A 14,586-nucleotide genomic window follows, 5' to 3' on the forward strand; every position below is an offset into this window, starting at 1 on the left:
CTGTTCAGGACGTCTGCACCCGCGCGTTCGCGGCGAGCAGGGACGCTGACGGCAGTGGGATGTGTGCCGTCTTCGGCAGGGCCGGAACGGCCGGGACAGCGGTGGCGCCCGTAGTGGTGGCGTGGGGGAACTGCGGCTGTGGGCCCGGCGCCGCGACCTCGGTGAACGGGATGCCGCCTGGCGCCGTCGACATCGTCCAACTGCCACCTGATGAAGGAGACTTGGCTGGAAGCGGACAGGACGCGGTGGTCGCGAGCCGGGCGGGCACTGTGGTGCGCAGAACGTTGCCTCGCAGGCAGTTGCCCCGTCCCCGTGTGGCGGTGGGGAACGTCCAGCCGACGTCGATGCCGTTGCCGGTGAACGTGTTGTCCACGATCTGGTTGCCGACCGGAGGCAGGTCGGCGGTTGCGGTGATCACCAGCCCGGCGTTGCTGTTGCCGGCGATGCGGTTGCGGAGGAACTTGTTGTCGCTGCCGCCGTCGATGCCGACGCCGGTGCCCCACCCGCCGTCGGCCTGCTCCGGGGTGGCCCGCTGCTGGTTGGCGGCGATCAGATTGCCCGCGATGACGGCGCCCCGCTGCGGGAGCAGCTTCTCCTGGTGGTCGGAGTCGGACGTCAGGCCGACCCGGTTGCCGACCAGGCGGTTGCCGACCACATACATGTCTTCGCTGGCGTTGGTGCCTTCGTAACCGATCGCGTTGAGTTCGGCGATGTTGTTCCGCACCACGATGCGACAGGGCTTGCACTGTCCGACATAGATCCCCGAGTCGGCCCCGCCTGACGCGTACGAGTGCTCGATGACACCGTTCTGCGCGGAGAACGCGTAGATGCCGTACAGGCCGTTGCGGGTCGCGGTCACATGGGAGACCAGGAACGACTTCAGGAAGGTGACAGGCTCATCGCCGGTGTCGTAGCCCCCGGAATGCCCTGGTAGCCCGGCGACCGCTTTCGCCGAACCGGTGACCAGGACCCCGTTCTGCGTGTTGTTCTGCACGGTCAGGTTCTCCACGGCCACCCCGGGCGCGGTGACGACGATGCCGTTCGGTTGCTGCAACCGCCCGTCGATCACGACCTTGTCCCGGGACTCACCGCGAAGAGTGATACGAGGCGTGGAGAGCTTTACCGACTCGTGGTACCTGCCCGGCGCGACCAACACCAGGTCACCGGGGTGAGCGAGAGACACCGCAGTCGAGATCGTCGGGGCGTCGGCCGGCACTCTGATCGTCACGTGTGCGCCGGAGGGTCGCCGGCCGTGGTTCGACCCGTCATCGCCGGGCCCGCAGCCCGCCAGTACGCAGGTCAATGTGCTCAGTAACGCGACCATCACGCGAAGTCGGAGACGAGGCATGGGCGTCATCCTGGCATGAAGTCATGCGGCACGGAGGTCGTCCAACTCGCCTGCACCGGAACGGATATGGCATTCGGCGAACCCGCCCTCCGCCGGACCGGATATGGCATTCTGCACGCCGTGAGCCGAGCCGACTCCCATCCATCACGCCGCGCGTTCATCGGTGCCACCGGGGCCATGGCGGCCACCGGGCTCACCGCCGGGTGCGAATCGCCTGCACCTCAGCCAAGCCGACTTTCTTCCCCCGCGTCACCCACACGAGTGCGGTCGACCGGCCGCTATCAGGCAGGCATCACGCTCCCGCAACCGGCCCAGCCGAACCTGCTGGCGGTGGTGGCCGACCTCGGCGACGCCGTGGCCGTCGGCCCGCTGCTGGCCGAACTCGGCCAGGCCGTTCTCACGCTCACCGCGGGTACCGATCCACGACTGCTGGGCCTGCCGCCGGGCGATCTCACCGTGACGATCGGGGTGGGCCCACGGCTGGTGCGCATGGCCGATCCCGCCCTGCCGGGCGCGGCAGACCTCCCCCGGTTTTCCCGCGAGCGGATCGCCCCGCACGCGCGCGGCGGGGACCTGCTGATACAGATCTGCGCCGGCGACCCTCTGCTGTTGCCGGTCGTCGCCACCGCGCTTCTGGAGCAGGCCGGTCACCGGTTACGTGAGCGCTGGCGGCAGTCCGGACGCCGCGGCTCGAACATCCCGGTGAGCAAAGGCATCTCCGCGCCGCGAAACCTGTTCGGTTTCATTGACGGCATCGTGGGCCCGCACACGACGGCCGAACACCGACGCCACCTGTGGCTGGCCGGGCCGGCTCCCGTTGTCGGCGGCACGATCGCCGTAGTTCGGCGCATGGAACTCGACCTGCCGCGGTTCACCGCGCTCTCCGTCGCCGACCAGGAGGCGGTCTTCGGCCGGCGCAGAGCCACCGGCGTGCCGCTCTCCGGCGGGACCGCGGCATGGGATCCGGACCTCGGCGCCAAAACACCGGACGGGCGCTACCTCGTCCCGGCCGACGCCCACGTCCGCCGGGCCAACCCCACCATGGTTGGTGTGGGTCTCATGCTCCGCCGCTCCTACAGCACCGACGCGCCCACCCCCGGGCTGCTCTTCATGAGCTTCCAGAACGACTTGCGCACGTTCACCAGCACCCTTGCTCACATGGATGATTCCGACGCACTGCTGCGCTTCACCACCACCACCGCCAGCGCAACCTTTCTCATCCTCCCGGGCTTCGACAAGCAGCACCCGCTCGGCGCCAAGATGTTCCACTGAACAGGTCGACGTGGGCGCCGTGGCCGTCAGTCCTGCGGCAGTGGGTTGGCCTGTAGGTCTGCGGGACGGTGTGGGCCCGTGGGCTGCGGTAGTGGGGGCAGGGTGGGCTCTCGCAGCCAGGCGTCGAAGAGTTCGTCGAGGGGGGCGGCTGCGTACCGCTGGGCGTGTGCGGTGAAGTCGGCGGTGCTCACGGCGCCGTGGCGATGGATGCGGGTCCAGTCCCTGAGCATGCGGAAGAAGGCGTCGTCGCCGAGGGCGCAGCGCAGCGCATGGACCGTCAGCCCGCCCCGCTCGTAGAGCCGGTCGTCGAACATCAGCTGCCGGCCCGGGTCGCCCAGTAGCAGGTCCTGTGGGAGACCGGCCAGCAGCTGGTGCGCGGCGGCGGCGTGGGTGGCCGCCGTTCGGCCTCCGGCGTGTTCCGACCACAGCCACTCCGCGTACTTGGCGAAGCCTTCGTTGAGCCAGATGTGCTGCCAGTCGGCGACCGAGACGCTGTTGCCGAACCACTGGTGGGCCAGTTCGTGGGCGATCAGGCGTTCCCAGGTGCGTGCGCCGTCGAGGTGGTTGGCGCCGAAGGTGGCCATGGCCTGGGCCTCCACCGGGACGTCGAGTTCCTCGTCGGCGATGACGACCGTGTACTCCCCGAAGGGATACGGCCCGAAGGTCTCCTCGAAGAACTGCATCATGCGGTTCTGCCGGGCGAAGTCCTGGGTGAACTCGGGCAGCAGCCGCGTGGGCAGGTAGGCGGTCTGCGGCACCGCCGGGCGCCGTCCGTCCGCGGGATCCGGGTCGGTGAGCGGCACGGCCGTGTACTTGCCGAGGGAGACGGTCACCAGGTAGGTGGAGGTGGGGGCGGGTTGCTCGTACACCCAGGTGGTGCTGCTGGCCCGGGTGGTGCGGGTGAGCAGTCGGCCGCCGGCGACCGCGGTATACGGGGACGGTGTGGTGATCGCCAGCCGGTACGACGCCTTGTCGGCCGGCCGGTCGTTGCAGGGGTACCAGGACGGGGCACCGACCGGCTGGCTGGCCACCAGCGCGCCGTCGGTCAGCTCCTCCCAGCCCAGGCCGCCCCACGGGCTCGGCATCGGCTGGGGGTTGCCGGTGTAGCGCACCTCGACGGTGAACGCGGTGCCCGGGGCGAGCGCCTTCGCCGGGCGGATCCGCAGCTTGCCCGACCGGTGGGTGTAGCGAACGGTCCGGCCGTCCAGCAGCACCCGCTGAATCCTGAAGGGGGCCAGGTCGAGTGCGATCTCCTCCAGTGGCGCGGGGCCTGCCTGCCCGCTGAGCCGGGCCGAGCCGCTGAGCCGATTGGACACCGGCCGGTAGTCCAGGTCGAGCTCGTAGCGGTGGACCCGGTAGCGGGCATCCCCGTGATCCGGGAAATACGGGTCCGTACCGGGAGCGGAAGCCTGCTGGGGATTCAACAGTCTCACTCCCTCCCTGCACCAATGGGCTGACGGCGCATCGTCGCACTGTGCCTCATTCTCGCCAGGCCGCGATCGGGTTGCCCAGCCACCGGGTGTCGTCCGGGACGGTTTCCGCGCCCATGGCCAACGACGCCGGGCCGAGCGTGCTGCGTGCCCCGAGGGTGCTGCCGGGCAGCACGATGCCGCCGGGGCCGAGTGTGGCGCCCTCGCGGAGCGTCACGGTGTTCATCCGGATGATGCGGTCGTGAAAGAGATGGGTCTGCACCACACATCCCCGGTTGACGCTCACCCCGTCTTCCAGGGTGACCAGGTCGGCTTCCGGCAGCCAGTAGGTTTCGCACCACACACCCCGGCCGACGGTGGCTCCCAGAGCCCGCAGCCAGAGGTTCATCAGCGGGGTGCCCGGTACCGTGCCGATCAGCCACGGCACGGCCAGCACCTCGACGAACGTGTCGGCGAGCTCCGTACGCCAGACGAAACCACTCCAGAGCGGGTGTTCCGCCGGGCGGAACCGGCCCGCCAGCAGCCACTTGGCAGCGATCGACACCCCACAGGCGACGATCCCCGCGGCCAGCAGCACCAGGCCGGACAACAGCGCCGCCACCACTGGTGAGCGGTGTGCGGTCAGGTGGGCCAGCGCGGCCACCGCCATCAGGCCGAAGGCGGCGGAGACCAGCACCGGCAGCAGCCGGCACCCTTCGACCAGTCCTCGGGCCCAGAACAGCCGGGCCGGCGGCTCGTAGGTCAGGCGACGGTCCCCGATGTCGGTCGAGCGCGGCAGACGCATGGGCGGCATACCCAGGTACGAGCTGCCCTTCTTCGCCTTCTCCGGAGCAGCGGACAGCACCCCGACCAGAGCTCGCTCCGGGACGGCACGGCCCGGTGCGGTCATGCCGGAGTTGCCGAGAAAGGCCCGTTCGCCGATCTCGGCCGCGCCGATCCGCAGCCAGCCGCCCCCGAGTTCGTACGGGGCGACCAGGGTGTCATCGGCCAGGAAGGCTCCGTCGCGCACCGTGGTGAGGCTCGGCAGCGCCAGCACGGTGGAGACCTCGACGCGCCTGCCGACCGTCATTCCCAGCGCGCGCAGCCAGACGGGAGTGATGAGGCCGGCGTAGAGCGGAAAGAGCAGGTCACGGGCCTGGTCCATGAGCTGGCTGACGGTCCAGGCCCGCCAGCCGGTCCGGCCGTGCAGCGGATGCCAGCCGGGGCGCAGACCACGGCTCAGCAGCCGGACGGCGACGATCAGCAGGGCGGCGTACGCCAGCCCGAAGGCCAGGGTGGCGGGCACGAGCGCGATCAGCGCCCCGCGTACGGCGTCGCCGAGGCCGTCCCCGGTGTGGACGAAGCAGCCCGCCACCGCCAGCGCCGGGATCGCGGCCGGCAGCCACAGCAGCCCGAGCCCCGGGCCGCTCATTCCGTAGAGCGCGGCCCACCCGGCCCGGTGCGGGGGACGCCGCTTGGGCCACCGCCGTTCGGCCTTGCCCAGTTTGACGGCGGGCGCACCGCCCCAGCTCTGGCCGGTCGGCACCCGGGCGGTGACGACGGAACCGGGAGCGACCTGGGCCCGCTTGCCCACCCGGGCGCCGGGGAAGAGCGTGCTGCGGACACCGACCACCGCGCCCGAGCCGACCTTCACCGGACCGACCTCCAGCCGGTCCCCGTCCAGCCAGTAGCCGGACAGATCCACCTCCGGTTCGACGGCACACCCCCGGCCCAGCTTGAGCATCCCGGTGACCGGCGGCAGCGAGTGCAGATCGACCTCCGGCCCGATACGGGCGCCCAGCGCGCGGCCGTAACGCACCAGCCACGCGCCGGACAGACAGCCGGCCCCGCTCAGCTCCGCGAGCCGCTCGGCGGTCCACAGCCGCAGATGGACGTTGCCGCCGCGGGGGTAGCTCCCCGGCCGCAGCCCCCGCAGCAGGAGCCGTGCCCCACCGGCTGCTATCGCCAGCCTGCCCGGCGGGCTGAAGAACAGCAGGCCGCCGGCCGCCACCCACCACCACGAGGCGGTCGGCGCCCACGGATAGCTGCCACACCACGCCAGGACGTTGCCCAGGGCCAGCAGCCCGAGCATCCAGCGCAGCCCGGCCAGGGTGAAGAGTGGCAGGAGCAGAAGCAGTTGGACGAGGCCGGCTCGGGCCGGGACGGGCGTCACCCGGCGCGTGTCCTCGCGTTCGTCCCGCGCGGAACGCTCCAGCAGCCGGGCCAACTTGCGCAGGGTGGGCTGCCGGTAGATGTCGCGGACGGCGGTGGCCGGGTAGCGGTCGCGGATCAGCGTGGCGAGCTGGGCGGCGGCGAGGCTGCCGCCGCCGATCGCGAAGAAGTCGTCCCGGGCGTCGGTGACCGGCACACCGAGGATCTCGCGCCACTGCTCGGCCAGCCATGCTTCGGTGCCGGTGAGCTGCCGGGCCGAACCCGGGAGGCCGGGATCGAGCCCTGCGGTCCGTGGCAGCGGCCAGGGCAGCGCGGCCCGGTCCACCTTGCCCGAGGTACGGGTGGGCAGGGCGTCGACGGGGGCGAGCAGCGGCACCAGGGCGGCGGGCAGCTGGGCGCGCAGCCGCTCGACGGCCTGCGTCCGGTCCCAGCCGTCCTGGGTCACCACATAGCCGACCAGCAGGGGGTTGCCGCCGCGTGCTGTCCGGAGGGCGGCCGCGGCACCGCTCACGCCGGGCAGCGCCTGGAGGGCCGCGTCCACCTCGCCGAGCTCGATCCGCCGGCCGCCGAGCTTGATCTGTTCGTCGTCGCGTCCCAGGAAGATGAGTCCGTCGGGCTCGGCTCGTACGAGGTCACCGGTGCGGTAGGCCCGGGGCCAGTCGAGTGACGCCAGTGGGCCGTATTTCTCCGCGTCCTTGTCGCGGTCCAGGTAACGCGCCAGTCCGGCCCCGCCGATGACGAGTTGGCCGTTGCCGCCCATAGCGACCGGTTCACCGGCCCGGTCCACCACGGCCAGGTCCCAGCCGTCCAGCGGCAGGCCGATCCTGACCGGTCCTTCGCCGGTCAGCAGCGAGGCACAGGTGACCACGGTCGCCTCGGTCGGACCGTAGGTGTTCCAGACCTCCCGCCCCTCGGTGACCAGCCGCTCCACCAGTTCGGACGGACACGGCTCGCCACCGAAGACCAGCAGCCGTACGTCGTTGAGGGCCTCGGTCGGCCACAAGGCGGCGAGCGTGGGGACCGTGGACACGACCGTGATGTCCTGCTCGGCGAGCCACGGGCCGAGGCCGGCCCCGTCACGCACCTGGGAACGCGTCGCGGGTACCAGACCGGCGCCGTGCCGCCAGGCGAGCCACATCTCCTCGCAGGAGGCGTCGAAGGCGACCGAGAGACCCGCCATCACCCGGTCACCCGGGCCGATCGGCTCCTCCTGGAGGAAGAGCGCCGCCTCGGCGTCGACAAGGGCCGCCGCGTTGCGGTGGGTGACGGCGACGCCCTTGGGACTGCCGGTGGAACCGGAAGTGAAGATGATCCAGGCGTCATCCGCGGGACTCGGGCGGCGCTGAGAGCCGGTGGCGCGGCTGCCCGTCATGGTGAGACGCCGTCCGGCTTCCAGGACGGCGCTCACCGCCGCCTCACCGAACACCAGGTCCGCCCGCTCGTCCGGGTCCTCGGCGTCCACCGGTACATACGCCGCACCCGCGGCGAGCACCGCCAGAATGCCGACGTAGAGGTCATTGGTGCCGGACGGCAGCCGCACCCCGACGCGGTCGCCCACGCCGATCCCGGCCGACGCCAGCCGACGCCGTAGTTCCTCGACCTCACCGGCGAGCTCCTGGTAGCTCAGCGAGGTCCGTCCGTCGTCCAGGGCCGGCTCGTGCGGATGGATCAGGACGGTGGCGTCCAGCACATCCACGAGCGTCCGCGCGGCGGGAGCCATGCGTCCGCCGAACACGGCGGGAGGGCCGTCGGCGCGCGCACCGACGGGGATCTGCTCCCGGACCATGCGCCCTGACGCCAGCTCAACCATGCGTTCCTCATCCTTCGTCCCCGTTCACCGCCAGGGCCGGGGCGAGGAACCGGGTGGCGTGCACCTCGTGCCGCGCGGCTCCGCCCCGGCAGAAACGGACCACGTACACGGTCCGCAGGGCTCCCTCACCCATCCATGCGAATATCCGGCATCCCGCGATACCCAGCGAGAATTAGGGGCAATAGGGTTGTTTTACCTCTGCGGTCACCTGCCGCTTCTCCTCGGCGGACCGAAGGCGGTCACCCATTCGGCCGCCCGCGCGGTGCGTCGCGTCGGTCATCCGGGCCACGCTGCTCTCAATCCCCCGCTGAGTAAGGAGTGGTACCGGTGACGCCGTTGGCCGACGACTGGCTGGCTCCATGGGTGGTGAAGGCCCACTCGGCTCTCGAAGGGGGAGGGCTGGCCGCTTTCCTCGCGGATCTTGCCACCGCCGCCCCTGCTCTGGGACGCGCCACGGCGCACATCATCAGCCTCCCGGTGCACCCCGCCGCACTCGCCCTGCGCACGTCCCCCGAGAGCCTCACCGCTGCCTTGGCGCAACTCAGCGAGGCCGGCCTGCTTACGTGCATCTACGACGGCGACCCGGACGCCGCGCATGCCACGATCACCCTGCTGCCCGGCGGCACATCCCGGTAATCATGAACCGGCGTGCCTCGCGAAGTGTGACGTGAAGGAGCTTCACCAGTTGGCATCCACCTGTGTGCGGCTCAGCCCCGCGTCCCTGCGTGAGCCGGAGGGTGCCCGGCCGATAGGCAATGCGCGTTCACAGATCTGGATGCTTCGTCGCCACCTGGTAGTACCCCGAGTGGAACACGAGAGGGGTACCGCCGTCGGCCTCGTACTGTTCGACCTCGCCGAGGAAGATGATGTGGTCGCCGGCGTCGAGGCGTTGGACGGTGCGGCATTGGAAGCGGGCGACCGCGCCGTCCAGGAGGGGGGTGCCGGCGATGCCGGGGGTGGTGGGGGTGCCGCGGAATTTGTCGTCGGCCGGGGTGGCGAACTGGCGGGAGAGGTGGTGCTGGTCGGCGGCCAGTACGTGAACGGCGAAGTGCGAGGCGTCGGTGAAGTCCGGGAGGCTCGGGCTGCTTTTGCCGGGGCACCACAGGACGAGGGGCGGGTCCATCGAGACGGAGGTGAAGGAGTTCGCGGTCATGCCGACGTTGCGGCCGTCGGGGGCGCGGGCCGTCACCACGGTCACGCCGGTGGCGTACTGACCCAGCGCGCGGCGTAGTTCGCGGCCGTCGAAGCGGGCGGCGTGCCGTTCGCGCTTCTCGGCGAGGAAGCGGTGTGCCTCGGCCTCCTCGAACCACCAGCGGTAGAGGGTGCGCGGGTCGTCGAATCCAGCGGCGAGGGCGCCGGCGACGGAGGGGATCTCGGCCGCCGCGGACAGGATGTCGCGGTGGTGCGGACTCAGCTCCGTCAGGAGTGAGTTGGTCCAGCCGACGGCCCATTGGGCCCAGCCGCGCCAGAAGTTGTCGAAGGTGCGCTGCATCCATTGCGGGGTGAATTCGGCGGTGCCGTGGCGGAGGATGCTGTCGAGGTAGTGGGACGCGGCCTGGGCCGCATTGTTGGACCCCTGGCCGGTGATCGGGTCGTTGAGGACGACGGCGTCGGCCATGCCGAGGACGTGCCGGCCGGAGGTCAGGCGGGCGACGGGGTGCCGGACGGTCGGCGTGATCCTGCCGCGCAATACGCCGCCGCTGTCGGTGAGCCGGGCGTGCCGGTAGCGCTCGTATTCGTCGGGGAAGAACCGGTGGAGGATTTCCAGTGAGCGGGTGAGGTGGCCCTCAGGCGTGCGGATGTCGTCCCAGCAGTCCATCGGGCCGCCGGGGACGCCCTCGAAGACCATGATGTCGCAGGGGCCGGTGGTGGTGAGGGCTGGGAAGGAGAAGTACTCGCCGATGCCGGGGACCATGCGGTAGTGGATGGCGGCCTCCCCCTCCCGCGGTGCCGTTCCCGTGACGTACGTCAGGGCAAGCGCGCGGCGCGGCCGGTCGTACGGGGAGAGTTCGGAGTTGCGCGGGAAGAGTTGGCTGAGCTCGCCCTTGCCCGTGGAGACCACGACGAGATCGTGCGTACGGGCGTACCATTCGAGGTCGTTCACGCCCGCCTCGTGCCGCACGATCTCGCCGCGGCCGCCGTCCGCGAACTGCTCGATCCAGGCGGCACACTTGACCCGCTGGTCGACGGAGTGGGCAGGGCCCTCCAGCGGCGCGCGCCAGGAGACGTCCGGAGTGCCGTGCGGACCGATGAGAGAGAACGCGATGCCGGAGATGTCCGGGGCCTGGCCCTCCCAGTGGTGCAGGCCGAGTTCGCGCTCGCTCTGGAGCGCGGTGTCGAACATGCACTGGCTGGACATGACCGGGCCGCGACGAATCTCGTCGGGGTCGCGGTCGGTGACCAGGGTGACGTCATAGCCGTGCGCCTGGAGTCCCAGGGCGAGTTGGGCACCCGCCTGCCCGGCGCCGACCACCGCGATCCTTCTCATGTCCTGCTGTCCTGCTCTCGTTACGTACGTACCACTGACGTGCCCGTCAGGTTGTTGCCGACTGTTCCTGATAGTGCTTTAGGAACTGACCTCGGTCAGGTAGTTCTTTGCGGCGACCGGGTCCATGAACCAGTGGAAGAGGTCGCGCGGGTCGTCGAAGCCGTTGACGAAGCGGGCGGCGATACGGGAGTTGGCGCTCGCCGCGCCGAAGAGCTCCAGGACGTGCTGCGGCGGGGCGCCGAGCATCGCGTTGGTCCAGGCCGTGGCGGACTGCGCGTTGTCCCAGAAGCGGCCGAAGGCCAGCTCCATGAACGCGGCGTCGTACGGGCGCTCGCCGTGGTCCAGGATGGTGGCGAGGTAGGAGGCCGCGCACTTCGAGGCGTTGTTGGACCCCTGGCCGGTGATCGGGTCGTTGAGGACGACGACGTCGGCGAGGCCGAGCACCTGCGCGCCGGAGGGCAGCGTGGCGACGGGCTTGCGGACGGTCGGCGCGAAGCGGCCCGCGAGGGTGCCGTTCCCGTCGGTGAGCGTGACATCGGTGCAGCGCTCGGCCTCCCACGGAACGTACGTCCGCAGCAGCTCCTGGAACTTCGCCAGCTGCTGGTGGGGGGTGAGCCCGTCGAAGCAGTCGAGCGGGCCGCCCGGGATGCCCTCGAAGAACATGATGTCGCAGGGGCCGCTGGTGGTGAGGCTGGGCATGGTGAAGTACTCACCCACACCGGGGATGACGTTGAAGCTGACGCCGGGGCGGTCGGGCAGCGGTGCCATGCCGGTGACGTACGCCAGGGCCAGCGCGCGCTGCGGAGCGTCGTACGGGGAACGCCTGGCGTCCCGCTCGAACAGCCCCGCGATCTCGCCCTTGCCGGCCGCGACGATCACCAGGTCGGACTCGGCGGCGTAGCGCTCCAGGTCCTCGATGCCGGCCTCGCAGAGTTCCAGACGGCCGCCGCGGCGCGCGAACTCGCCCATCCAGAGGGGCATTTTGACGCGCTGGTCGATGGAGCGGGCGGTGGCATCGAGGCGGGCGTCGAAGGAGAGCGCCCGGCCGCCCTGGCCGTCGGCGATGCTCACACCGAGACCGTCGATCGACGGGCAGGCGTCGCCCCAGAAGTCGAGGCCGAGGTTGCGCTCGTGGGCCAGCGCGGTGCCGAACATGGCCTGGCTGGACATGACCCGGCCCTCGCGGATCTGGTCTCCGGTGCGGTTGGAGACGAGGGTGACGTCAAAGCCGTGGTCGATCAGGCCGATGCCGAGCTGGAGGCCGGCCTGGCCGGCTCCGACGATGGTGATCTTGTGCATGAGGGGATCTCCGGGGGTTGGGTCGTGCGGATTTTGAGCGGTGCCGTGCGGTGCCGTGCAGTGCCTTGCAGCGCCGTGCGCTGTGCAGCGTTTCGGCACATGGCGGCGTCTACCGGTGGACGGCGGTTGTGTGGAATGCGGCTGCCCGCCTGAGGGGGCCGGCGGACAGCCGCGGAAGGCCGGGTCGCCCGTAGGACCGGGGGAGGGGTCCCGGGTAACCCGGCCGGCTAGAGGGGCCCGGCCGAATCGGCGAGCCCGGGCAGCAGCGGCAAGGGTGCCGCGACGTGCGGGGGTGCGGCCTCGGCGGCCCTCGCCGCGTCGGTCACGCGTAATAAGCGCAGCGCGCAGGCGACGGGCTGTCCGCTGGGCGTGACTCCGCCTCTGACGAGCGCAGTCCGGCCCGGCACTCCCTGCATTGTTGATTCCCAGGATTCTCTCGGGTGCGCGGCGGTCAGGCGTCAATCTTGGTATGGCAAGATCACCTCCGCTATCCGGATCACGCGGGTTGCTGTCCCGATCGCGCATCTCGGCGGTGGAGGTTTATATGCCCGCTGAAAAGTCCCCCCTCGCAAATCACCAGCGGTTCCATACAGCGGACATTTGGGAGGCGCGGGCCGAGGTCGGCCGCGCCTTCTGTCCGCATGAGCTGCGCATCGTGCGGCGCTCGGCGACGCTCGACGCCCGGCTGCACGGCGTACCCTTCGATCGGACAGGTCTCTATTACCTCGATTACGGAACGGAAGTCCGGATTACACCGGGCGATCTGGAGAGCTTTTTCCTCGTCCAGATCCCGCTTGCCGGTTACGCCGAAATCACCTGCGGCCGCGAGGAGATCATTTCCTCCCCGGAGCTCGCTTCTGTCCCTTCTCCGACCGGAAAGTTGGACATGCGCTGGGGTGACGGCAATCCGCAGCTGATCGTGTGGTTCGACCGATCGTCGCTGGAATCGCACCTGGGCAGTTTGCTCGGCCGCGCCGTGCGCCGCCCGATCTTCTTCTCGCTCGGCATGAACCTCACCACACCGGGCTCCCGGTCCTGGCTCAACATCGTCGACCTCATGCGCCGGGAGGCGGAGGGGCCTGGTGGGATGACAAGCCAGCCCCTCGTCACAAAACAGCTTGAATCACTCCTCATGACTCAGCTGTTGATGGCCCAGCCCCACAACTACACGTCGGCGCTGCTGGGCGAGCAGCCGCGCGTCGCACCGCCCGCGGTCCGCCGCGCCATGGAGGTCATCGAGGGACACGCCGCCGAGCCGCTCACGGTCGCGGAGATCGCGGAATGCGTCGGCGTCGGCGTACGGGCCCTTCAGGAAGGTTTCCGCCGGCACCTCGATACGACACCGCTCGCGTACCTGCGCGAGGTCCGCCTGGACCGTGTACGCAGGGAACTCCTGGCCTCCGACCCGGGCGCCACGACCGTCACCGCCGTCGCCTCCCGCTGGGGCTTCCTGCACCCGGGCCGTTTCTCCCTCGCGTACCGCCAACAGTTCGGGGAGTCGCCTTCGGAGACCTTGCGGTCATAGGACGAGATTCGGTGGGAGCCGGGTGAACGCCGGCTCCCTTTCGTGCCGGTGCGCACTCGCCGACCTGGTGGTCACGGCATCAAGTCGAGAAATTCCCAGTGCGCTTGGGGTTGGGCGCCGCTGAGCCATTTCCCGCAGTTCTGTAGGACCGTGGGGCTTGAGGTGATGTGCTGGGTACCTGTGCCGAGACCACGCAGAAACCGGTCGATCGGCCCGCGCCGGATCGCCGCCGTCCCAGCCCATCGGTGCACCGTCTGACCCACCTCCTGCACGGTCCACGTCGCGTGATTGAGCGCCAGCCTGAGCAGCGTGTCCTGCTCGGTACTGAGCAACTCACCGGCATCCAGGGTGTCTTCGATACCTCGCCATACCTCCATCGCCCACGCCCGTGCCGAACGAAGCCTGGCTTCGGCGGTCGCGTACTCCGCGTGGAACTGCGTGGTGTCGACGGCGGCGTTACGTGTGCCGGATTTGGCCGCGGCGACCAGCTTCAGTTCATCGAGCAGGCGCCGCCCGACACCGAACGCCCAACCGGTGTGTCCGATTGCGGACATGTTGACCAATCCGAGGCGGTAGATCGCGCCGCCGTTGGCCGGGTTCGTCGTCGTGGCGAGATACGTGTACGTCGCCGCGACAAACTCATCGGCGCAGTGGTAATCAATGCTGTGCGTCGCACGCAGCCCGAGCACATCCCAGTTGTCGACGAGTTCCACCTGCGACTTCGGCATCGCCAGCACCCGCAGCTCCCCGGTGCCCTCGACCTGGATCGCACTGTGGATATGGGTGGCGTGCGCCATACCGGAGGCGAACTGCCAACTGCCGCTCACCAGATAGCCGCCCTCCACCGGGACGGCCCGGCCGGGCCGGGTGCCGTGCCCGGCCAATAACGCGTGGTCCCCACCCGCGACATCCGGGAACAAGTCGGCCGCCGCAACGGCATCGAGATAGGCCGCAGTGGTGCCGGTCATCAATTGAAGCGCCATCATCGTCCAACCGGCCGACGAATCGTGGTGGCTGACCCGCTCGACTGTCGCCATCAATTGGCGTGGGGAGAACTCGTAGCCGCCGAGGCTCTGCGGCAGTGCGGCCCCCACGACCCCGGCACCCAGCAATGCCCGCGCGGTGTCCTCGGTGAGTCTGCCGCGTTTCTCGGCCGCGTCCGCGTCCGCCTCAAGCGCCCCGCCGAGTGCGTCAATTCGCTCCAGCATCGCGGGAAATTCCGGGCTGACATGCAATCCGATCGAGACCGCCATAGAGGGTTTC

Annotated in this window: 10 protein-coding genes; 3 read left to right on the forward strand and 7 right to left on the reverse strand. The window is 70.2% G+C overall.

The window, feature by feature from the left end; all coding sequences use genetic code 11:
- Nucleotides 1-4: 4 nt before the first annotated feature.
- Nucleotides 5-1,216 carry a right-handed parallel beta-helix repeat-containing protein gene (locus AC3EUV_RS04765; RefSeq protein WP_435602276.1) on the reverse strand — a complete coding sequence of 404 codons (1,212 nt, stop codon included), beginning with the start codon at nucleotides 1,214-1,216 and terminating at the stop codon, nucleotides 5-7.
- A 252-nt stretch (nucleotides 1,217-1,468) separates the two neighbouring features.
- On the opposite strand from AC3EUV_RS04765, the gene AC3EUV_RS04770 reads away from it, so the two are divergent.
- Nucleotides 1,469-2,620, forward strand: coding sequence for a Dyp-type peroxidase (locus AC3EUV_RS04770; RefSeq protein ID WP_432142175.1), 1,152 nt, complete (start codon nucleotides 1,469-1,471; stop codon nucleotides 2,618-2,620).
- A 26-nt stretch (nucleotides 2,621-2,646) separates the two neighbouring features.
- Here AC3EUV_RS04770 and AC3EUV_RS04775 read toward each other — a convergent pair whose 3' ends face one another.
- The 3 genes from AC3EUV_RS04775 to AC3EUV_RS04785 all read right to left on the reverse strand — a co-directional run bounded on the left by AC3EUV_RS04775 (nucleotide 2,647) and on the right by AC3EUV_RS04785 (nucleotide 8,144).
- Nucleotides 2,647-4,044 carry a M1 family metallopeptidase gene (locus AC3EUV_RS04775; protein WP_432142176.1) on the reverse strand — a complete coding sequence of 466 codons (1,398 nt, stop codon included), beginning with the start codon at nucleotides 4,042-4,044 and terminating at the stop codon, nucleotides 2,647-2,649.
- A 55-nt stretch (nucleotides 4,045-4,099) separates the two neighbouring features.
- Entirely contained in the window at nucleotides 4,100-7,921 is a 3,822-nt protein-coding gene (locus AC3EUV_RS04780) for a Pls/PosA family non-ribosomal peptide synthetase (protein WP_435602277.1), read from the reverse strand.
- A 97-nt stretch (nucleotides 7,922-8,018) separates the two neighbouring features.
- The gene (locus AC3EUV_RS04785) at nucleotides 8,019-8,144 is read right to left on the reverse strand and encodes a hypothetical protein (RefSeq protein ID WP_432142177.1); all 126 of its coding nucleotides are present in this window, start codon (nucleotides 8,142-8,144) and stop codon (nucleotides 8,019-8,021) included.
- 194 nt (nucleotides 8,145-8,338) lie between these two features.
- Between AC3EUV_RS04785 and AC3EUV_RS04790 the strand changes: the two genes are divergently transcribed.
- Entirely contained in the window at nucleotides 8,339-8,647 is a 309-nt protein-coding gene (locus tag AC3EUV_RS04790) for a hypothetical protein (RefSeq protein WP_435602230.1), read from the forward strand.
- 127 nt (nucleotides 8,648-8,774) lie between these two features.
- Here AC3EUV_RS04790 and AC3EUV_RS04795 read toward each other — a convergent pair whose 3' ends face one another.
- Complete coding sequence (locus AC3EUV_RS04795) at nucleotides 8,775-10,499, reverse strand: flavin reductase (RefSeq protein ID WP_432142179.1); 1,725 nt, start codon at nucleotides 10,497-10,499, stop codon at nucleotides 8,775-8,777.
- A gap of 78 nt (nucleotides 10,500-10,577) precedes the next feature.
- Complete coding sequence (locus AC3EUV_RS04800) at nucleotides 10,578-11,798, reverse strand: styrene monooxygenase/indole monooxygenase family protein (RefSeq protein ID WP_432142180.1); 1,221 nt, start codon at nucleotides 11,796-11,798, stop codon at nucleotides 10,578-10,580.
- Nucleotides 11,799-12,342: 544 nt separating this feature from the next.
- On the opposite strand from AC3EUV_RS04800, the gene AC3EUV_RS04805 reads away from it, so the two are divergent.
- Nucleotides 12,343-13,323, forward strand: a complete 981-nt coding sequence (locus AC3EUV_RS04805; RefSeq protein ID WP_432142181.1) for an AraC family transcriptional regulator — start codon at nucleotides 12,343-12,345, stop codon at nucleotides 13,321-13,323.
- Nucleotides 13,324-13,394: 71 nt separating this feature from the next.
- Here AC3EUV_RS04805 and AC3EUV_RS04810 read toward each other — a convergent pair whose 3' ends face one another.
- A complete protein-coding gene (locus AC3EUV_RS04810; RefSeq protein WP_432142182.1) occupies nucleotides 13,395-14,576 on the reverse strand; it encodes an acyl-CoA dehydrogenase family protein in 1,182 nt (393 codons plus the stop codon).
- Nucleotides 14,577-14,586 lie beyond the last annotated feature (10 nt).

Source organism: Streptomyces sp. bgisy130 (genome assembly GCF_057708345.1).